The organism is Bacillus changyiensis (assembly GCF_027706145.1).
Taxonomy (GTDB): domain Bacteria; phylum Bacillota; class Bacilli; order Bacillales; family Bacillaceae; genus Bacillus; species Bacillus changyiensis.
Window position 1 is genome coordinate 163,000 of record NZ_JAQFWW010000001.1, and the last position, 21,482, is coordinate 184,481.

18 protein-coding genes are annotated in these 21,482 nt (G+C 39.5%); 14 read left to right on the plus strand and 4 right to left on the minus strand.

The genetic code is table 11. From position 1 onward, the window contains the following. Positions 1–40 precede the first annotated feature (40 nt). From PDT38_RS00925 to PDT38_RS00975, 11 genes are all read left to right on the plus strand, one after another. Entirely contained in the window at positions 41–1,330 is a 1,290-nt protein-coding gene (locus tag PDT38_RS00925; protein ID WP_270798328.1) for a DNA polymerase IV, read from the plus strand. An 87-nt stretch (positions 1,331–1,417) separates the two neighbouring features. Beyond that, positions 1,418–2,827 carry an NADP-dependent phosphogluconate dehydrogenase gene (gene gndA / locus PDT38_RS00930; RefSeq protein ID WP_270798331.1) on the plus strand — a complete coding sequence of 470 codons (1,410 nt, stop codon included), beginning with the start codon at positions 1,418–1,420 and terminating at the stop codon, positions 2,825–2,827. A 194-nt stretch (positions 2,828–3,021) separates the two neighbouring features. Next, the gene (locus tag PDT38_RS00935; RefSeq protein ID WP_270798334.1) at positions 3,022–4,683 is read left to right on the plus strand and encodes an alkaline phosphatase; all 1,662 of its coding nucleotides are present in this window, start codon (positions 3,022–3,024) and stop codon (positions 4,681–4,683) included. A gap of 1,091 nt (positions 4,684–5,774) precedes the next feature. Then, positions 5,775–6,083: a PTS sugar transporter subunit IIB gene (locus PDT38_RS00940; protein WP_172296041.1), complete on the plus strand. Its 309-nt coding sequence runs from the start codon at positions 5,775–5,777 to the stop codon at positions 6,081–6,083. A 6-nt stretch (positions 6,084–6,089) separates the two neighbouring features. Next, a complete protein-coding gene (locus PDT38_RS00945) occupies positions 6,090–6,422 on the plus strand; it encodes a PTS lactose/cellobiose transporter subunit IIA (protein WP_270798335.1) in 333 nt (110 codons plus the stop codon). A 38-nt stretch (positions 6,423–6,460) separates the two neighbouring features. Continuing rightward, positions 6,461–7,774, plus strand: coding sequence for a PTS cellobiose transporter subunit IIC (gene celB, locus PDT38_RS00950; RefSeq protein WP_270798336.1), 1,314 nt, complete (start codon positions 6,461–6,463; stop codon positions 7,772–7,774). 24 nt (positions 7,775–7,798) lie between these two features. Next, entirely contained in the window at positions 7,799–9,217 is a 1,419-nt protein-coding gene (locus PDT38_RS00955) for a glycoside hydrolase family 1 protein (RefSeq protein ID WP_270798337.1), read from the plus strand. A gap of 152 nt (positions 9,218–9,369) precedes the next feature. After that, complete coding sequence (locus PDT38_RS00960) at positions 9,370–10,083, plus strand: GntR family transcriptional regulator (RefSeq protein WP_270798338.1); 714 nt, start codon at positions 9,370–9,372, stop codon at positions 10,081–10,083. Positions 10,084–10,296: 213 nt separating this feature from the next. Continuing rightward, positions 10,297–11,277, plus strand: a complete 981-nt coding sequence (locus PDT38_RS00965) for a TAXI family TRAP transporter solute-binding subunit (protein ID WP_270798339.1) — start codon at positions 10,297–10,299, stop codon at positions 11,275–11,277. Positions 11,278–11,349: 72 nt separating this feature from the next. Further along, positions 11,350–11,868 carry a DUF1850 domain-containing protein gene (locus tag PDT38_RS00970; RefSeq protein ID WP_270798340.1) on the plus strand — a complete coding sequence of 173 codons (519 nt, stop codon included), beginning with the start codon at positions 11,350–11,352 and terminating at the stop codon, positions 11,866–11,868. Then, a complete protein-coding gene (locus PDT38_RS00975; protein ID WP_270798342.1) occupies positions 11,861–13,834 on the plus strand; it encodes a TRAP transporter permease in 1,974 nt (657 codons plus the stop codon). Before PDT38_RS00970 ends, PDT38_RS00975 begins: the two co-directional genes overlap by 8 nt. A 54-nt stretch (positions 13,835–13,888) precedes the next feature. On the opposite strand, the gene zwf is transcribed toward PDT38_RS00975, so the two are convergent. Then, the gene (gene zwf / locus PDT38_RS00980; RefSeq protein ID WP_270798344.1) at positions 13,889–15,364 is read right to left on the minus strand and encodes a glucose-6-phosphate dehydrogenase; all 1,476 of its coding nucleotides are present in this window, start codon (positions 15,362–15,364) and stop codon (positions 13,889–13,891) included. 175 nt (positions 15,365–15,539) lie between these two features. Between zwf and rnz the strand changes: the two genes are divergently transcribed. Together rnz and rpmG are read left to right on the plus strand one after the other, a co-directional pair. Further along, on the plus strand, positions 15,540–16,466 hold the full coding sequence (gene rnz / locus PDT38_RS00985; RefSeq protein WP_270798346.1) for a ribonuclease Z: 927 nt from the start codon (positions 15,540–15,542) through the stop codon (positions 16,464–16,466). 171 nt (positions 16,467–16,637) lie between these two features. After that, positions 16,638–16,787, plus strand: a complete 150-nt coding sequence (gene rpmG / locus PDT38_RS00990) for a 50S ribosomal protein L33 (RefSeq protein ID WP_172296021.1) — start codon at positions 16,638–16,640, stop codon at positions 16,785–16,787. Between the two features lie 40 nt (positions 16,788–16,827). On the opposite strand, the gene PDT38_RS00995 is transcribed toward rpmG, so the two are convergent. Next, a complete protein-coding gene (locus tag PDT38_RS00995; RefSeq protein WP_270798349.1) occupies positions 16,828–17,595 on the minus strand; it encodes an alpha/beta fold hydrolase in 768 nt (255 codons plus the stop codon). Positions 17,596–17,721: 126 nt separating this feature from the next. Further along, entirely contained in the window at positions 17,722–18,744 is a 1,023-nt protein-coding gene (gene namA, locus PDT38_RS01000) for an NADPH dehydrogenase NamA (protein ID WP_270798350.1), read from the minus strand. Between the two features lie 160 nt (positions 18,745–18,904). Between namA and PDT38_RS01005 the strand changes: the two genes are divergently transcribed. Further along, on the plus strand, positions 18,905–20,512 hold the full coding sequence (locus tag PDT38_RS01005) for a M20/M25/M40 family metallo-hydrolase (RefSeq protein WP_270798352.1): 1,608 nt from the start codon (positions 18,905–18,907) through the stop codon (positions 20,510–20,512). 45 nt (positions 20,513–20,557) lie between these two features. Here PDT38_RS01005 and proC read toward each other — a convergent pair whose 3' ends face one another. Next, positions 20,558–21,376, minus strand: coding sequence for a pyrroline-5-carboxylate reductase (gene proC, locus PDT38_RS01010; protein ID WP_270798353.1), 819 nt, complete (start codon positions 21,374–21,376; stop codon positions 20,558–20,560). Between the last annotated feature and the right edge of the window lie 106 nt (positions 21,377–21,482).

Consider the following 21,482-nt stretch of genomic DNA (forward strand, 5'->3'; position numbering starts at 1 on the left):
ACATCCGTTTCACATTATATTTTACTATATGAACTTTTCTATGTCTAATGGAGAGAATAGGGAGGGAGCCGTCTTGTCTACTGGAAAAAAGAGGGGGAGAGTCATCTTTCATGTTGATATGAACAGCTTTTACGCATCTGTCGAAATGGCGCATGACCCTTCATTAGTCGGTATACCGCTTGCAATCGCTGGCAATGCGAAAGAGCGCAAAGGAATTGTCGTCACAAGTAGCTACGAAGCAAGAGCACGCGGTGTAAAACCTCCTATGCCACTCTGGGAAGCAAAACAAATCTGCCCCGATTTGCTTGTGAAACCACCGAATTTTGACCGCTATCGAAAGTCTTCAAAAGCAATGTTTCAAATGTTAAGAGAATATACAGATCTTGTTGAACCAGTATCCATTGATGAAGGCTATATGGATTTAACAGATACACCATACAAAGAAAAAGCTTATGAGGTTGCCCTAAACATTCAAAAGCGTCTTCAAAATGAACTTTCTTTGCCATCAAGTATTGGGATTGCGCCCAATAAATTTTTAGCGAAGATGGCTTCAAATATGAAAAAACCGCTAGGCGTCACGATTTTAAGAAAACGACAAGTCCCTGACATCCTCTGGCCCCTTGATATCGGGGAAATGCATGGAGTTGGAAACAAAACCGCTCAAAAACTAGCCACGCTAAACATTACAAAAATCGGTGATTTAGCTAGAGCTGATGAACATGTTTTAAAACAGCTTCTTGGTATCAATGGTCCAAGGTTAATAAAAAGGGCAAATGGAATTGATGTTGATGAAGTCGATCCTGAGAGAATCTATGAGTTTAAAAGTGTTGGCAATTCTACAACTCTTCCTTATGACACGGCAGATGAAACAGAGCTCAATCAACTGATCGAAAAGCTTTCTTCATCTGTAAGCGAAAGGCTGAAACGAAAAGAAGTGCTGGCAACAAAGATAGCACTTTTGATTCGTTATGCGGACTGGACAAATATGACGAGAAGCAAAACACTTCAAAATCCGACCGATGCAACAAATATCATTGCCCAAACAGCAAAAACGCTGTTTCAAAAACATTGGCAGGAAAAAGAGGTTAGACTTTTAGGTGTCACAGGGACAGAGCTTGTCAAGCAAAAAGATGCAGTCAAACAGCTTGATTTGTTTTCATTTCAAGAGGATGTCAAAGAAGAGCCGATTGTCAAATTGATGAATCAGATTAATGAAAAATATGGAACAAATTTGCTCAAAAGAGGTGTGAAAATCATCAAAAAAGAAAGCAAGACAAGTGGTACAAGCTTCAATAAAGACTTTTTTCAAGTCGATCGAAAAGATGAATAGCTTGAAAAGATGGGTCAAAGTATGGTAATTTCAATTTAATAAAAAAATTAAACTATATGATAAGTGTTTCTAGAAGGGACGTTAGACATGGCAAAACAGGAAATCGGTGTAGTTGGTTTAGCAGTAATGGGAAAAAATTTAGCCTTAAATATTGAAAGCCGCGGCTTTTCGATATCTGTGTATAACAGATCAAGAGAAAAAACAGATCAGTTTCTAGAAGAAGCAAAAGGCAAGCAAGTTGTCGGCACATACAGCATTGAAGAGTTCGTAGAATCTCTTGAAAAACCGCGCAAAATTTTGTTAATGGTAAAGGCTGGAACTCCAACCGATGCAACAATTCAATCACTTCTGCCTCATCTTGAAAAAGGCGATATTTTGATTGACGGAGGAAATACATACTACAAAGATACACAAAGACGCAATAAAGAGCTTGCCGAAAGCGGCATTCATTTTATTGGGACAGGTGTCTCTGGCGGTGAAGAGGGTGCTTTAAAAGGCCCATCTATTATGCCTGGTGGTCAAAAAGAGGCGCATGAGCTTGTCAAACCGATACTTGAAGCGATTTCTGCAAAAGTTGATGGAGAGCCTTGTACAACATATATCGGGCCAGATGGTGCAGGCCATTATGTGAAAATGGTTCATAACGGGATCGAATATGGCGACATGCAGCTGATTTCCGAATCTTACTTTATTCTGAAACACCTTGTCGGTTTATCATCTGATGAGCTTCACGAGGTATTTTCTGAGTGGAATAAAGGAGAGCTCGACAGTTACTTGATCGAAATCACAGCAGATATTTTCACGAAAAAAGATGATGAAACAGGGAAACCGCTTGTTGATGTGATTTTGGATAAAGCAGGTCAAAAAGGCACAGGGAAATGGACAAGCCAAAGTGCGCTTGATCTTGGTGTGCCTCTGCCAATTATTACAGAATCCGTGTTTGCGCGGTTTATCTCTTCTATGAAAGAAGAACGTGTCAAAGCAAGTAAACTTCTTAAAGGTCCTGAAGCAACAACGGTTGGGGAGAATAAAGAAGAATTGATTGAAGCGGTTAGAAAAGCCCTCTTCATGAGCAAAATTTGCTCTTATGCACAAGGATTTGCACAAATGAGAGCTGCATCAGAAGAATATGGCTGGGACTTAAAATACGGTGATATCGCGATGATCTTCCGTGGAGGTTGTATTATCCGTGCGGCTTTCTTGCAGAAAATCAAAGATGCTTATGACCGCAATCCTGAGCTTGATAATTTGTTGCTTGATCCATACTTCAAAGAGATTGTTGAAGGCTATCAAGGAGCACTGCGTAAAACGATTGCCCTTGCAGTTGAACAAGGAATTCCAGTACCATGCTTCTCAAGTGCACTTGCCTATTTTGACAGTTATCGCACGGCAACACTGCCTGCTAACCTGATTCAGGCGCAACGTGATTATTTTGGTGCACACACTTATGAACGTACGGATAAAGACGGAATTTTCCACACTGAGTGGATGAAATAAACAGATGCAGACCACAGTCACAAAACGGCTGTGGTCTTTATATTTATGGACATAACCGGTTTTCCTCTCCATGATAAACATTTTCTATTCATGTATGGTTTGAGCTTTTTTATGGGAACTTAATGGTGGTTACGAAAAAATCAGATGAGATGAATAGAACATTTAAGTCATGACTGTCTTGGAGGGGATACATCATGGGTTTTTTTTGCAGAAAAATGATCGGTCTTACATTAGCAGGTGCAACCGTTTTAGGAGCGGCAGGCACAAATAGTATTGCAAGGGATACAGAAACTAAAAAGGAAGAACACACAGTAAAGAACGTCATCATGATGGTAATGGACGGGACAAGCTCAACAGCAACAACTTTAGCTCGTTGGTATAAAGGAAAACCTCTAGCCATGGACAACATTATCTCAGGTGGTGTCCGAACTTACTCAGCTGAATCGGCAATTACAGATTCTGCCCCAGCTGCAACAGCGATGGCCAGTGGACATAAATCGAATTCTGGTTATGTTGGCGTTTTGCCTTCTTTGGTCCATTCTCCAGGTGTTGATCAGATCCGTAAAAGAGATCAGTTTCGTCCTGTTGCAAATGTGTTAGAAGGCGCAAAAAAGGTTGGTAAGGCAACCGGAATCATTGCAACAGCGGAAATTCAACATGCCACCCCAGCCGCTTTTTCGGCCCACCACTATGATCGAAACCATTTCGATGTCCTTGGTGAACAGCAAGTGTATCAAAACATTGACATTGTGCTTGGTGGAGGGAAAGAGTCGCTTCTACCGGGAACGAAAGAAAAAAGCCGCCGCGATGATGAGGATTTGCTGAAGGTGATTCAAGATAAAAAATATGATGTTGTGGACACAAAGGCGGAGCTCATGAAATCAGAGTCTAAAAAAATTTGGGGTGCTTTTTCACAACGAGACCTAGCTTTTGACATGGATCGTCAATCTACACATCCTGAACAACCAAGATTAGCTGAGATGACTAAAAAATCAATTCAGACGTTGTCAAAAGATCAAGATGGTTTCTTCTTATTCGTGGAAGGTAGCAAGTCGGACTGGGCGGCGCATCAAAATGATCCAGTTGGTCTTATTAGTGATGTATTAGCATTTGATGAGGCTGTAAAAGAAGCATTGAATTTCGCCAAAAAAGATAAGAACACAATGATCATTGCCGTTACCGACCATGGGAACAGTGGTATTTCCATTGGTAACAGTCATACGACAAAAGGTTATAACACTACACCTGTTTCAGCATATATTGCCCCACTTAAAAAAGCAAAAATGACACTGGAAGGTGCTACAAGTCAATTAAAAGATGACTTATCAAATATCAAAGAAGCCGCCCGACTTTATGGTCTTGACCATTTAACATTGACTGAGCAAAAACAACTTGCCAGTGTGAACAATAAAAAAGAAGCGGCTACCGTTTTTACAACACTGTTGGCAAATCGGTCGAACATTGGCTTTACAACAGGCGGTCATACAGGTGAAGATGTTTTCTTATATTCATACGGACCAAAAAAACCAATGGGGCTCATTGATAATACAGACATTGCCAAAACGATGGCAAGAGCAATGGGTTTCAATTTAAATCGATTAACAAAAGACTTATTTATTGAAGCTGGTCAGGCATTTAAAAAAGCAGGTGCGAAGGTGACCATCAATCGTTCAGATCGGGAGAACCCGTTGCTTGTTGCAACACGCAAAAATGTGAAAGCAGAGATGCCTGTCAACAAAAATGTCATTCGTATGAAAGGAAAGGAATATCAACTGAACAGTATAATTGTTGAAAGTGATGGGAATTTTTATGTACCGATAGAAGCAGTCCGCAAATTTCAGAAATACGTCCATTAACAAGCAAGTACCACTTCGACCGCTTCATAGGCGGTTCTTTATTTATTTTTTTATTTACAGATATACTCACTAGGAAGATTTTACACAGATAGCACACCAATTCTTCGATAACTTTTGGTCCTAATTTAAGAAGTAAATCTACAAAACCATAAATTTGTATCTTGCTATTTTGCTTTTACTAAAACTGAATTCAATAGCAACAACACATCATACAGCAAGGGGTTTTTTAACATTACGAACGTTTTAATATTGGAAAAAGATACATGATATTTCCTTCGATGATGTGTTTTATAAATACTAAGAGGTAAGGAGAATAATAAAATGTATCTTTTCTTGTTCACAGTAATTTACTGTGTCATAACACAGATTTTAAATGTGTCCTATGAACTTTCTGCAGGAATTTATTTGATAGGTATAGGTTTGATAAAAGGACACTCCAGTGAGGAAATGAAAGATGTCTTTAATTTCAAAAAGACAAGGGACTTGTACAAAGAAAACAGATTTATAGACTCTTTGATGGAACTGTTTTCTTTAATATTAATTTTTATTAATTCATACTTAATCGATTATGAACCTTTCTCCGTTTTTGAATTTGTTTTTATATTTTTTCTTATTGCACTTCTATATCGATTTCTATTTTGGGGAATAATAAGGGAGTCTAAAAATTGGATATTATAAACATACCGGTTTAATTGAATTGAGGTTATGGTTTCCGCTTTTTCACCCTGAGGACTATGCGTTAGCGTGATGAATATCGCAGTATAGGATGGATTCAGAGGATATACTAGAAGAAGATGAATAACAATAGATCAGCTTGTCGACAAAGTCGTAAAAAACGGCTTGATCGACAAGTTTTTTTGTTTAAAGTGTGTCCAATGTCTACACAATCAAGTCCTGCAAATGAAAAGCTAGACACCCTACAGGAAAGGCAATGTTTCTTGAATATGAAACTAAAAAAACTTCGAATAAAAATCTTAATGTCAAAATTAATACAAACATTTATACACAAATGTCTAGACATTTAAAAATAAACAGATATAATAATAAGTGTGAAAGCGCTTTTAATATTGTGAGAGGAAAGGGAGATCATCATGAAAAAAATTCTACTTGCTTGCAGTTCAGGAATGTCAACAAGCCTTTTAGTGACTAAAATGGAGGAGCATGTTCAATCAATCGGTGATGAAGCTAAGATTTGGGCAGTTGGGCAAGATCAAGCAAAAAAAGAGATGGAACATGCTGATGTTGTATTAATTGGTCCACAAATGAGTTTTTTAAAAGATGAGTTGCAAGAAGAAGCTGAAAAATACGGAATTCAGGTTGCTGTCATTGATATGGTAGCGTATGGAATGGCAGATGGAAAAAAAGCATATGAACAGGCATTAAGCTTAATAGGGGACTGATTAAACATGAAAGAGACAAAACTTGATGGACTAACAAACGAACAAATTTGTTTTCAACTGATTCTTCATAGTGGTAATGCACGCAGCAAAGTCATGGAGTCTTTAAAAAAATACCGAAACAACAGTGTAGAGGAAGCGGAAGAACTTCTTGTTCAGGCGGAACAAGATTTACAAGCATCACATGAGATTCATTTTCAAATGGTTCAAAAAGAGGCGGGCGGAGAAAAAAGCGAGTTCTCCCTACTTCTAATGCATGCGGAAGATCATTTAATGTCGACATTAACGATGAAGGAACTTGTCACAGAGTTATTAAAAATATTCAAAGAGAAAAATTTATGATTATTAAAGGATGATCAATAAAAGGGGGTCAATAGGCAATGTTCGATAAACTGAGCAAGTTTTTGGTTCCGATTGCCGGAAAGCTCAACAATAATCGGTATTTAGGTGTCCTTAGAGATGCATTTATGCTTGCTTTTCCACTAACGATTTTCGGGTCAATTATGGTCGTTATTGCAAATTTACCGTTTCTCAATAAAATCATGAGCAAGTCGGCACTGGAAACATTTCAATCTACATTAAATATTGCACCAAACGCCACGATGAACATTATGTCACTGTTCGTTGTATTCGGGATTGGTTATTATTTATCAAAAAGTTATAAAGTTGAAGCGGTGTTCGGAGGAGCTGTCGCTTTGGTCTCATTTTTACTTTTAACACCGTTTGTTTTTAATGGTGAAGGAGGACAAGTGATTCCAAACGTTATTCCGCTTGATAGAATCGGAGCAAAAGGAATGTTTCTTGGCATGCTTACCGCCTTTACAGCAGCCGAGTTTTACCGTTTCTTTGTTCAGAAAAACTTTACCATTAAAATGCCTACGGGTGTTCCACCGGCCGTGGCGAAATCGTTTGCTGCCCTCATTCCAGCTGTACTGACACTGACAGTCTATTTAATAATTAATATTGTGATCACTCAAGGTTTTCACAATAATATGCATGATCTCATCTATCATCTTGTACAGGCTCCGCTTGTCGGACTTGGAAGCGGTATCATTCCGACCTTGATCGCGATATTCTTTATTCAGATCTTATGGTTCTTCGGACTGCATGGGCAAATTATTGTGAACTCAGTAATGGATCCGATTTGGAATACACTTTCACTTGAAAATGTGGATAGTTATACAGCAACAGGAGAAGTCCCTCATATTATTAGCAAGCAGTTTATGGAAGTATACACGGTCGGAATGGGTGGAACAGGGATGACGCTCGCCGTTATTATTGCCATCTTATTGTTTATGAAAAGCAAGCAGATGAAACAAGTCGCTAAACTTGGCGCAGCACCAGGGATTTTCAATGTCAACGAACCAATTATTTTTGGATTACCAATCGTCATGAACCCGCTGATTCTCGTTCCATGGGTAATATCACCGATGATTGTTACATTGATTACTTACTTTACGATGTCAGCAGGGCTTGTACCGCCACCTACAGGAATCGCGGTTCCTTGGACAGTGCCGATTTTTATTAGTGGTATGATGGCGACCAACTCAATTGCTGGCGGTCTTTTGCAAATTTTTAACTTAGCCGTCGTCTTTATGATCTGGTTCCCATTCCTGAAATTCATTGACCGAATGAATTTGAAAAAAGAACAGGAATCCAATACATCTGAACAAAGTAACACGGTTGGAATGTAAAAAAGTAAAAAGGAGAATGATCGTATGCAAAAAACAGAAGTAACGACAAAAGAGACGATCAAATATCGTTTTCCCCAAGATTTCTGGTGGGGTTCAGCAGCCTCTGCGACTCAAACAGAGGGTGCAGCAAATGAAGGTGGGAAAGGGAAAAATATTTGGGATTATTGGTACGAACAAGAACCAAACCGCTTTTTTAATGGAGTAGGTCCTGAAAAGACTTCGCGATTTTATGAGACCTATCAAGAAGACATTCGTCTTATGAAAGAGCTTGGACATAACTCATTCCGAATGTCCATCTCATGGTCAAGAATGTTTCCAGAAGGAAAAGGTGCATTAAATCAAGAAGGTGCTGATTTTTATAACAAAGTGATCGATGAAATGATCGCTGCTGGAATCGAACCTTTTGTCAACCTTTATCATTTTGATATGCCGCTTGCTCTGCAGGAAATCGGTGGTTGGGAAAACCGTGAAGTTGTTGACCATTTTGTTTCATATGCAGAAACATGTTTCCGCTTGTTCGGTGACAGAGTGAAGAAATGGTTTACTCATAATGAACCAATTGTTCCGGTAGAAGGCGGATATTTATACAACTTTCATTATCCTGAAATTGTTGATTTCAGAAAAGCTGTCCAAGTCGCCTATCATGAATTGCTATCAAACGCGAAAGCGATCGAAGCTTATCGGAAGCTGGGCGGGGATGGTCAAATTGGTATTGTTTTAAATTTAACACCATCTTATCCGCGCAGCCAGCATCCTCAGGATGTGAAAGCTTCAGAAATTGCTGATGCTTTCTTTAACAAATCTTTTCTTGATCCGGCTGTTAAAGGGGAATTTCCACCACTATTAGTTGATATTTTAAAAGAGTATGAATATCTTCCTAAAATGGAACAAGGTGATGTAGAGACGATTAAGAATAACACAGTTGATTTAATTGGTGTTAACTATTATCAACCGAGACGCGTAAAAGCAAAAGAGTACCTGCCACATCCCGATGCACCTTTTATGCCTGAGCGCTTCTTTGACAACTATGAAATGCCTGGCAGAAAAATGAACCGTCATCGTGGATGGGAGATCTATGAAAAGGGTATTTATGATATATTAATCAACCTTAAGGACAACTATGATAATATTGAATGTTTCATTTCTGAAAACGGTATGGGAGTCGAAGGAGAAGAAAAATTCCGGGATGAAAACGGGATGATCCAAGATGATTATCGGATTGAGTTTATTCGTGAACATTTAAAATGGGTGCACAAAGCCATGCAGGAAGGATCAAATGTAAAGGGCTATCACTTGTGGACTTTCATGGATAACTGGTCATGGACGAACGCGTATAAAAACCGTTATGGCTTTGTTTCTGTTAACCTTGATCAAAACGCTGAGCGGACCATTAAAAAGAGCGGTTATTGGTTTAAAAGTGTTACAGAAAATAACGGTTTTTAATATGAACATGTGCTAAGGATTTTAGAACCGAATGAACATGTAAAAAGATGGTCTTGTTTCGGCCATCTTTTTATTTCCTAATGGAAACCGATTATAATAATAATAAAGCCGTTTGTAATGAAAGAAGATCCTTAGTATTGGTGGTTAAAATAATGAGAAAATATGAATTTATTTCAAATGAAATAAGAAAAAGGATACGAGAAAAATACTATTCGGCAGATCAACCAATCCCCGATGAACTTTCTCTTGCAAAAGAATTTTCTTGCAGCAGAATGACGATGAAAAGGGCGCTCGATATTCTTGTTTCCGAAGGCATGCTGTATCGTAAACGGGGACATGGCACTTTCATTGTGAAGTCTTCTATACAAAATATTCCCGTTAGTGTAACAGACAAGGAAAATCTGGGGCTTACAAAGCTCCTTGTCGGCAAACAGATTGAAAGTAACATCATCAAGTTTGATGTTGAATTTCCGACAGACCAAGTAGCAAAACAATTATCAATCGAAAAGCGCGTTCCAGTATATCATATTATCCGACTGCGAAAAGTTGAGGATGAACCATATGTTATTGAAGAAACGTATATGCCTTCTAATCTCATTTCGGAATTGACTGAAGATGTTTTGCACGATTCAATCTATCGGCATATTACCGAAACCTTAAACCTCAAAATTGCGGGTTCACACCGAAAGATCAGAGCGGCTAAGTCGTCAGATTTGGATCAAAAATATTTGGAGTGTGCAGATGATGATCCAGTGCTTGAAGTTGAACAGATCGCTTTTTTAAACACTGGCGAACCTTTTGAATATTCGTTTGCTAGACACCGTTATGACAAGTTCGAGTTTTCCAGTGTTCATATTCGAAAGTAGCAATTTATTTTAAAAATGAAGCCAGTGGAGAACATCATGTCCACTGGTTTTCATATTGTCTTTCTCGTTTCGCTATTAAGAAAGCGCATACAAATAGAGAGTCTTACATATGATTGACTAAACAGTTGGAAATGAGAGAATTTATTGACAAATCAGACATATTTTATGGTAGGATAGAATTGTTATTTTGTACAACAATGGGGGGGTAAATGAATGAATAAATGGAAAGGCAAAATGATGATTGTCATGATGCTTGGTCTTGTCATGGGGATGGCAGCCTGCGGAGGCAATCAGGCATCAAAGGATGGTAAAGACGCCAAAGGTTCTGGTAGTTACAGCCTGCTTACAGGTGGAACTGGTGGTACATATTATCCTCTTGGTGGTCAGTTTGCAAAGCTTTGGGAAGAAGCAACAGGTGACAAATTTACAACTCAAACAACTGGAGCTTCCGCTGAAAATATGGCGACTCTGCAAAAAGGAGAAGCTGAAGTTGCATTTTCTCAAACCGATATTGCAACTTATGCAATAGAAGGAAAAGAGATGTTTAAAGATAAAATCGATGGGATTAAAGCGATCGCCGCCTTATATCCTGAAACTGTACAGGTTGTGACAACAGAAAAAAGTGGGATCAATTCGATTGAAGATTTAAAAGGTAAAACCGTTTCTGTCGGTGCAGCTGGATCAGGGGTTAATATCAATGCAAAGCAAATTTTGGAGGTTTATGGACTGTCATTCGAAGATATCAAACCACAAAATCTTTCATTTGAAGAATCAACTGATGGTATTCAGTCCGGTGCCATTGATGCTGCCTTTATTACAGCAGGAACCCCAACAGGTGCTGTTGAAGGACTATCTGCCCAAAATGATATTAAAATTTTAAATATTGAAAAAGATAAACAGAAAAAATTGATGGATCAATATCCATTCTATGCGTCTGATACGATAAAAAGCGGCACTTACGGGATCAAAGAGGATGTCAGCACAGTGGCTGTTAAAGCGATGCTTGTTGCGTCTGATAAACTGGATGAAAAGACCGTTTATAAAATGACAAAAGCGTTGTTTGAGGCAGGGAAAATCAATCATGCAAAAGGCAAGTTTATTAAAGCTAAAACAGCACTTGAAGGGTTAGGAAGTATCGATATTCATCCTGGAGCAGCCAAATATTATAAAGAAAAAGGAATTGAAAAATCTTAAAACGACGAATGGATAGACTGTAGCACTGACCTCAGTCTATCGTTTTTTCTGTTCGTCAGGGGATACCAAAAAATGAAGAAATATAGATTAATCATCATGGTGTGTTTTTTAGTTGCGATTTTGACACTGCTTTTCTTATGTCTGATTCCATCTCAAAAGTCCGTTGTATTTACGAAAGAAGATAGCGGTGAGATCGTGGCATATCTTCCTCTTCAGGAGGAGCAATCGTTTGAGATCATTTATACGCATTCGATCCATAAAACAAAAGTGATAGAAACGTATGTTTGTAAACAACAGAAGCTAAAACAGATTGCTTTGACCTATCATGATCCAGCTGTCGGAATGCCTGCCAATGCCGAACCTGGAGAAAAGCTTGTGATAAAGGATGGCATATATACGATTTCCAATATGAAGCGAACCTTTCCGTTCATCGACATGCGGATCGGAAGGGTGAGGGCAAATCATCGAATCGGATACGTTGGCAAGGTATATCAATTAAAACGCTTTATTCGTCCAGGCTCATGGGTAAGGATGTCTGTTCAACATTTGAATAAGGTACAACAGTTGAAAGGAGTGAAGATCAATGGCTGACCAAAAGGAACGTGAAAGGTCGCTTTCTGAAACGGAACAACAAAAACTTTTGGAAAAATACGATCCTGAGGCAGGGACGAGAAAACTGGCAGGATTAGCCGGGATTGTTGCCTTTTTCGGTCTCCTTGGCTTTTCATTGTTTCAATTATATACAGCCATTTTTGGCGTTTTTCCAGCTCAAATTCAAAGGTCCGTTCATTTAGGATTTGCCCTCGGTCTCATCTTTTTATTATTTCCAGCGAGAAAAAACATTCGTCAGACAGGCAAATTTAAAATCGCTTGGTATGATGGCTTACTAGCTATTTTAGGTGCGGGTGTCGGTGTTTATTGGGTTATCAATTATAAAACAATTGTCACTGGGATTGGTTTGATTACAACAACTGATTTTTATGTCGGGTTGCTGGCGATTTTCTTAGTACTTGAAGCGACAAGAAGGGCTGTTGGTTTACCAATTATGATCATCGCCGGTTTGTTTCTTCTCTATGGCCTTTACGGTTCATATTTACCAGGATTTTTGTCGCATAATGGATTAACGCTGGAAAGGCTCGTTCAGACCATGTATTTTACAACTGAAGGAATCTTGGGAACACCGCTTGCTGTTTCTTCGACGTTCATTTTTTTATTTATCTTATTCGGCGCTTTCCTCGTGAAAACCGGTGTCGGTCAATATTTTAATGATCTTGCTGTTGCCATTGCCGGGAGAAGTACGGGTGGTCCTGCTAAAGTGGCAATATTCTCGAGCGCGCTTCAGGGAACAATTAGCGGTAGTTCTGTTGCTAATGTTGTCACATCAGGGTCTTTTACAATTCCAATGATGAAGAAGTTGGGATATAAAAAGGAATTTGCCGGTGCGGTTGAAGCGTCTGCATCGACCGGTGGTCAGCTGATGCCGCCAATTATGGGTGCTGCCGCTTTTTTAATGGTGGAATTTATCGGTGGAATCACATATTGGGATATCGCAAAAGCGGCAGCGATTCCGGCCATTCTTTATTTCACAGGCGTTTGGATTATGACACATTTTGAAGCGAAACGGGTCGGTTTGCGTGGGTTAACAAAAGAAGAGATGCCAAACCGGATTGAAGTGTTTAAAAAGATTTATCTTTTGATTCCTATTGTGTCAGTCGTCATTTTGTTAATGTCCGGGATTACTGTCATGCATGCTGCTCTATATTCGATTGTTCTAGCGGTGATTGTCGGTTTTTTTAACAGAGGCTCAGGAATGGGTCTGAAAGAAATCGTAATGGCGCTGACGGACGGGGCGAGAATGGCGCTTTCAGTTGCGGCTGCAACAGCTGCTGCTGGAATTATCGTTGGAGTAGTCACAAAGACAGGCCTGGGTCTCAAACTGGCCAATGGGCTGTTAGACTTGGCTGGAGGCGCATTATTACCATCGCTTTTTTTGACGATGATCGCAGCTTTAATCCTTGGTATGGGTTCGCCGACAACAGCAAATTATGTCATCACATCGACGATTGCTGCACCAGCTCTTATGTTATTGAATGTTCCTGATTTGTCAGCTCACTTGTTTGTTTTTTATTTCGGGATCGTTGCCGATATTACACCGCCTGTGGCATTGGCTGCTTTTGCGGCTGCAGGAGTGGCAGGGGGAGAGCCGATCAGAACGGGGATCAATTCTGCTAAGCTTGCTATTGCCGCTTTTATCATCCCATATATTTTCGTTTTATCTCCAGAGTTATTAATGATCAATGCTCAGTGGTATGAAATCATCTGGGTGATCTTTACGGCATTGTCAGGCATGATTGCCATCGGAGCGGGAATGATCGGATTCTGGATGAGAAAAGTGTTGTGGTTTGAACGAATATTGGCACTTCTTAGTGGCTTGTTGCTGATTTATCCTGAGGGGTATACGGATCTGATTGGGCTTGGTCTGTTTGTGCTTCTCTTTATTCTTCAGTTGATTTGGAAGCGAGATAAAAACCGTCCCTTAACGACTTTAAATGCTTAAAGAACAACAGCCTTCAAAGAACTGAATCTTTGAAGGCTGATTTCTGTATGTTCGTTAGATTGGCCACCAATGAAACCCGTCTCTGCCAAGAAGTTCGTCAGAAGCTTTCGGCCCCATAGATCCAGCTTTATAGTTTGGTGACAATGTTTTATTGTTTTCCCAGTATTGCGAGATCACATCAACAAAGTTCCAAGAAAGGGCAACTTCATCCCAGTGGGCAAAGTTTGTCGCATCTCCATGTAAACAGTCGAGAATTAATTTTTCGTAAGCCTCTGGTGTATTGATGCCATCTTCACAGTTATGACAGTAATCAAGTTTGATCGGCTCAGCAAATGTACTACCGCCAAGTTTTCTTGCGTTTAAATGAAGTGTGATCCCTTCATCAGGTTGGATATGGATCACCAATAAATTAGGATGCATGGTCTCGCCATTTCCATAGTATAAGTTCATTGGAATATCCTTAAATTGAACAACAATTTGTGTTGATTTTTTCTTCATTCGTTTTCCTGTTCGAATATAGAATGGAACTCCAGCCCAGCGGAAGTTATCAATCAGTAGCTTTCCAGCGACAAATGTTTCAGTATTGGAATCTTCCGCAACATTTTGTTCATCTCGATAGGCTTTCACTTGATGTTCATCGATCATTCCGGCATCGTATTGGCCGCGAACAAAAAATTGTTCAATCTGATCTGTTTGAATAGGGCGAAGCGCTCTAAGCACTTTTACTTTTTCACTTCGGATTTCCTCAGTGTTCAGTTTAATTGGTGGTTCCATCGCAAGCAATGCCACCATTTGGAGAATATGGTTTTGAACCATATCCCTGAGCGCCCCTGATTTTTCATAGTATCTTGCACGGTCTTCAACACCTAAATCTTCACTTGATGTGATTTGGATGTTTGAGATGTATCGGTTTGTCCAAAGCGGTTCAAAAATCGCATTGGCAAAGCGAATGACCTCAATATTTTGGACCATTTGTTTTCCTAAGTAGTGGTCAATCCGATAAATTTGATCTTCAGTAAAGGCTTCGCGAATCTCTTGGTTCAATGCTTTTGCACTTGCTAAATCATGACCGAACGGTTTTTCAATGACAAGTCTTGACCAGCCATTTGTCGAAGTGACACCTTCTGATTTTAAAAACTTAGCAATTGTTCCAAAAAACTCGGGAGCCATTGCCAAATAAAACATCCGGTTATTCGGAATTTGATATGTACTTTCAAGCTGCTCGATGAGTTCATTTAAATCACGATACGAATCTGAGCAGGTAACATCAAATGGGTGGTAGTAAAAGTGAGATGTGAATTCTTTTACATCCTTCTTATATTCAAACTTTGCAATTGAATTTTGTACAGTATCGCGAAGATCCTCATTTGTCCATGGTCTTCTTCCCACCCCGACAACAGCAAAGTCATCGCCAATTTGACCATTTTCGAATAGTCTATGGATGGATGGGTAAAGTTTCCGTTTTGCTAAATCACCTGTTGCGCCAAAAATAACAATTACTGCTTTTGGTTCAATTTGTTCTTTTCTCAACTAGACGTACCTCACTTTATTCGAAGCATAAGTATATTTCCTTCATTTTAAAGCTAATAGTTCTTTAAAGCAAACATTTGAGATTAAAAAAAATGAAGGATCAGGCTTGTATTTCTTTTTTTTCAGACTTCATGTATCTTAATAAGGGGTAGTTTATGTTACAGGAGGGAGATACTTGGAATTATTATTTTTAGGAACGGGGGCAGGCATTCCAGCAAAAACAAGGAATGTCACATCTGTTGCACTAAAACTTTTAGAAGAAAGACGGTCTGTTTGGCTGTTTGATTGCGGAGAAGCTACACAACATCAAATTTTACATACATCTATTAAGCCGAGAAAAATTGACAAGATTTTTATCACCCATCTACATGGTGATCATATTTATGGTCTACCAGGGTTGATTAGCAGTCGTTCTTTTCAAGGTGGGGAGAACTGTTTGACGATTTATGGGCCAAAAGGAATTAAAAAGTATCTTGAAACAGTGCTTGAGACAACAGGAACACATCTAACCTATCCTTTAATCATTGAAGAGATTGAAGAAGGCACAGTTTTTGAAGATGATCAGTTTATCGTGACAGCCAAAAGTGTTGAACACGGGATTCCAGCCTTTGGTTATCGGATCAAAGAAAAAGATATACCTGGAGCACTCGAAGCTGATAAATTGAAAGAAATTGGGATTTCTCCTGGACCAGTTTATCAAAAATTAAAGAACGGTGAAGTCGTAACATTGGATGATGGGCGTGTCATCAAAGGTTCAGATTTTATTGGACCTCCCAAAAAAGGGCGGATCATCGCCATTTCCGGAGATACGAAACAGTGTAAGAGTGTAAGAGAGCTGGCAGTGGATGCTGATGTTCTCGTCCATGAAGCAACATTCGCTAAAGGTGATCGGGAGTTTGCAGGTGACTATTTTCACAGTACGACAGAACAAGCAGCTGAAACAGCAAAACAAGCCGGAGCCAAAAACCTCATCTTAACCCATATTAGTGCAAGGTATCAAGGTGACATTGCAACTGAATTAGTAAATGAAGCAAAAGAGGTCTTTGCAAACAGTACGGTTGCCTTTGATTTTTATGAATTTGAAGTCAAACGAAGATCATGATCATGTGGCGGGGCTGTCCAGTAAGTCGATTTTGATGATTTGGACGCCCTGTTCACGTCTAACAAATGCTAATATGTCAGCACTCTTGAAGCATAGCTTTTAACAATTGACTTTTGTTCAGGAGATTTTGTATAATAAAACGTAATTATTACGTTTTGAAGGAGGGATAGCATGAGAGTAAATATCACACTGGCATGTACTGAAACAGGAGACCGCAACTATATTACGACAAAAAATAAGCGGACAACTCCAGATCGTCTTGAATTGAAAAAGTATTCTCCACGTTTGAAAAAATATACCCTTCATCGTGAAACAAAGTAGAAAAACGAAGAAACCAGCAGTCTTTTTAGACTGCTGGTTTTTAGTTCGCGGTTTGATAAATATAGTGATGCTGCTGTGCCGCATACCAGACATCAAAAATGGCAAGCTGTACAATATGTGGTTCATCAAAGTGAATCATATGTGAGCTGTTTTTCGCTTCTATCCAGCCGCTTTGGTGTGAAAGAGACAGCAGTCTGTTGTGAAGTTTTAGCCATTCTTGATGAGCTTTTCTCAAATTCGCCTTTTGATTTCCGGATGAGATGATCAGTAATGGAGTTGAACCTAAGTGTTTTTGCTTCTGTTTTAACATGTACAGACTTTGTTGAAATAGCTTGTGGGAAGTTTCAAGGGAGAACTGTTTGAAATAGTCTTCCTGTGCTTCTTTTGGCAAGTGCGGCAACACTTTTTCTTCCTGTTCTTCACAAGCTGGATCAAGCAGAACGAGACCGATAATATCATCGCTGTAAAGGCTAGCAAATAGTCTTGCGATAATTGCACCGAAGGAATGAGCAACAATAATATAGGGCGGTTTTACTTTTCCTACATGGAGAAGCGCTTTTAAATCTTTCACCATTTGGTCAGCCGTTCTTATTTTGTTGCTGGTTTGGCTGTTTCCTAGACCTGCACGGTCATAAACAAAAAGACCGAGATCTTCATCTATATCATGTAAAATGGGCTCCCATGTTTCTGAGGAAGTAGCATAACCTGCTTCAAAAATAATAGTAGCGTTTTTTTTCCCTTTCCGATGCTTTGTATAAAATGTACAACCGTCAACTGTATAGGTCTGCTCTGTTAAACCTTGATTCATGGAGGTCATCCTCTCTTTATAAATGTTGTTCTATTACGAATGACGCATGAACAAGGTTGATCGTTTCTAAAGAGGGAAATTTTTTTGACAAAAAGCCAGTGGAGAATTTTCTTCACTGGCTTCATTTTAATACCATGCTCTGCTATATTGAGTAGGTCCTTCGATTTCTGTATTCAATTGTTTCGCCGCTGTTTTTGGCCAATACGGGTCTCTTAACAATTCTCTTCCAACAAAGATGAGGTCAGCTCGGCCATTTTGAAGGATTTCTTCCGCCTGTAAACCATTTGTAATCAGTCCGACAGCACCTGTTTGAATTCTTGCTTGGGCGCGGATCGTATCGGAAAAATCGACCTGGTATCCTGGGAAGATCTTCATGTCTGCTGGTACGACAGCACCTGAACTGACATCGATTAGATCGACACCTTGTTCTTTCATCCATGTGCTAAAGACGACATAATCGGAAACATTGAGTCCGTTTTTCTTATAATCAGAAGCTGAAACCCTTACAAATAAAGGGCCATCCCATACTTGTTTTACAGAATCTATCACTTCTCGAAGCAACCGGTAGCGGTTTTCTGCTGATCCACCATACTCATCTTCACGCTGATTAGAAAGCGGAGATAAAAATTCGTTGATTAAATATCCGTGTGCTCCATGAATTTCAATGATATCAAATCCGGCTGCTTTCGCTCTTTCAGCACCTGTTTGAAATGCTTGAACCGTTTCTTTAATATCTTTTTTCGTCATTTCGATAGGGGTTCTGGCGTTTTTATCAAAAGGAATCGCAGAAGGCCCGAAGATCTTACCATCTACTTCAGCTTTTCTCCCGGCATGAGCCAGTTGGATTGCTGTTTGGCTGCCATATGATTGAATTTGTGATGTTAACATAGACAAACCTTTAACATGTTCATCATGCCAGATCCCTAAATCTTGATCAGAAATTCGTCCCTCTGGTGTGACAGCGGTAGCTTCAATCATAATGAGTCCGACTTGACCAATGGCACGTGATAAATAATGTGTAAAATGAAATGGCTGTATCTTGCCATCCTTATCATGGGAAGAATACATACACATCGGTGACATCACAATTCGATTTTTTAGTGTGACTCCTTTTATGTCCAACGGTGTAAACAGTTTTCGCTCAGTCAATTTATTTCGCCTCCCGTAAGTTTTCTAGTTGATTATATCAATATTGAAAAAACTCGTCATATAAACTGCTCAAGTGATATTCAAATGAAAGAAACTGCAGTACAATAAGGCTGACTATATTAATTCTCCTATAAATTTACAGAAAAAGAGGGATTACAAAATGAAATGGCAGACGAAGGAAGAATTGAAACAGTTGTTAATTTCTCTCATTCAACATGAAAGTGTATCAGGTACGACTGAAGAAGTAGCGCTCGCAGAATATATGTATCATTTATTAAAAGAGCGTTCGTACTTTCAACATCACCCTGATCATTTGAAACTCCATCCAATGAAAGATGGTCGATATTTCTTGACGGCTCTTGTGAAAAAACCAGCGAAAAAAAATACTGTGTTATTGCTAAGCCACTTTGATGTTGTCGATACATCAGACTATGGAGAATTTAAACGGATGGCCTGCAAACCTTTAGAGTTGATGAATTCATTGCTGGAAAAAAAAGAGTTGCTACCTGAACGAGCAAAACAAGATTTAGAAAGTGGGGAGTGGTTGTTTGGTAGAGGCAGCATGGATATGAAAGCCGGTCTTACTGTCCAGTTTTCCATGCTTGAGCGAGCAATGAATGGAGAGTTTGATGGGAATCTTCTCTTGATCACTGTACCTGATGAAGAAGTCAATTCACAAGGGATGATTGAAGCGGTTCCTGTCTTAAAAGGTTTAGAAGAAGAATATGATCTTACATTTACAGCCTGTTTGAATGGTGAGCCGATGTTTGAAAAATATCCTGGAGATCCTGGGCAGTATGTTTATTCAGGGAGTATTGGCAAAGTACTTCCAGGCTTTTTCTGTAAAGGGATTGAGACCCATGCAGGTGAGCCTTTTTCAGGTTTGAATGCAAATTTAATGGTATCCGAAATGAACCGACTACTTGAATTAAATGCCGATTATTGTGAAGCTGTTGATGGAGAAATGACGCCTCCTCCAGTTAACCTTATGCAAAAGGATCTGAAGGAAAAATACTCTGTTCAGACTCCACATATGGCAGTATCATTATTTAATGTGCTGACAATGAAACGATCAGCGGATGAACTGCATCAGATGCTGTTAAATACCGCAAAACAAGCAGCCATTCATGTTCAAACCATTGTTGAAGAAAAAACCGTTGATTATCAGCGGTTTGGCAACTTTACTCCAATTAAACGGCATATTCGTGTATTGGCTTTTGAAGAACTATGGGACAGAGCGCAAGAAAAGGTGGGAAAGGCTGAGGTAGAGCGGATTGTCAATTTTGCCATTGCTAACAGAGGAGAGCTTGGCGATCGCGATTTTTCAACGAAGATCGTTGCTGAACTCGTTTCACTTTGCAAAGATGATGCACCGATGATTGTGCTATTTTATAGTCCGCCATTTTATCCAGCTGTCTCTTCAAAAGGAGATCCATTGATTAAGAAGACGATCGATCATTTAGGGGAATTTGCAAGACACCAATATGGAATTGAGTTCAATGAAGTTCAGTACTTCCCAGGTCTTTCTGATTTGAGTTACTTCCAACTTAGTAAACAATCGCTTGATGAATATACAGCTAACATGCCACTTTTTAGTCGGGGCTATTCTCTTCCAACAGACCAGGAAAACACATTATTTGTTCCAGTCATCAATATTGGGCCTTTCGGAAAAGATCCGCATAAATGGACGGAACGTCTTCATTTACCTTATTCTTTTGGCACATTACCTCATTTGCTCGAGTTTGCGATCCACAGATTGTTAGCATAAGAAAAAAAGTTTACGGAGAGCTTCATGTTCACCGTAAACTTTTTGTTATTTAGCGGTCAACTGTTCTCTCATTTCCGCTGAACGCTTTGCCGCTTCCTTCACACAAGTTATGACTGTTTTTTCAAATTGAAGCTCATGTAAGACACGGATTCCGGCTTCTGTTGTACCTCCGGGACTAGTGATCTCTTTTCGCAATAAAGCAGGCTCTTTTCCGCTTTCAAGCATTTGCGCCGCTCCAATGATCATATCGATGATCAACTGTTTGGCTGTTAATTCATCAAGCCCAAGTTCCTGAGCTGATTTTTCTAGAGCTTCGACAAATCGATAGACAAAAGCTGGGCCGCTTCCAGCCACTGCTGTAACTGCATCAAGTGCTGTTTCTTCAACCATTGTCACACTGCCGATCGTGTGAAAGAGTTTGGTGACTTCATCAATTTGCTCTTCTGTAACATAGGGACCAGCCGTAAAGGCTGTCGCAGATTTTTGGATGGAAGCTGATGTATTCGGCATCGCCCTGACAATTGGCTGTTTTTTGCGAGTAAAGTGTTGAATGGTATCAATCGAAATACCAGCAAGAATCGATATAATAAGCTGATCTTTATGCAGATAAGGCTGGATATTAGCGATGCTTTCTGCCGCATCTTTAGGTTTTACGGCAAGCACGATTGTATCAGATTGAGCCACTGCTTGACCTGTATCCTGTTCCGTGTTGATTTCATATGCATCGTGAAGTTCCTTCAAGCGAGCTTTATTGGACTTATTTGTGGCCGTAATCTGCTTAGGTGTTAGTGTGCCGCTTTTGATAAGTCCCTTTATCATCGATTCTGCCATTGAACCAGCTCCGATAAATACAATTCGTTTCACATCAGTTCCTCCTTCTATCAAACAAAAAAACCTTTCTTCCTGCTTAAAGGACGAAAAGGTTTCGCATTGAGGGAATGCTTAGATTTTTTACTATTCCTCTTCACAG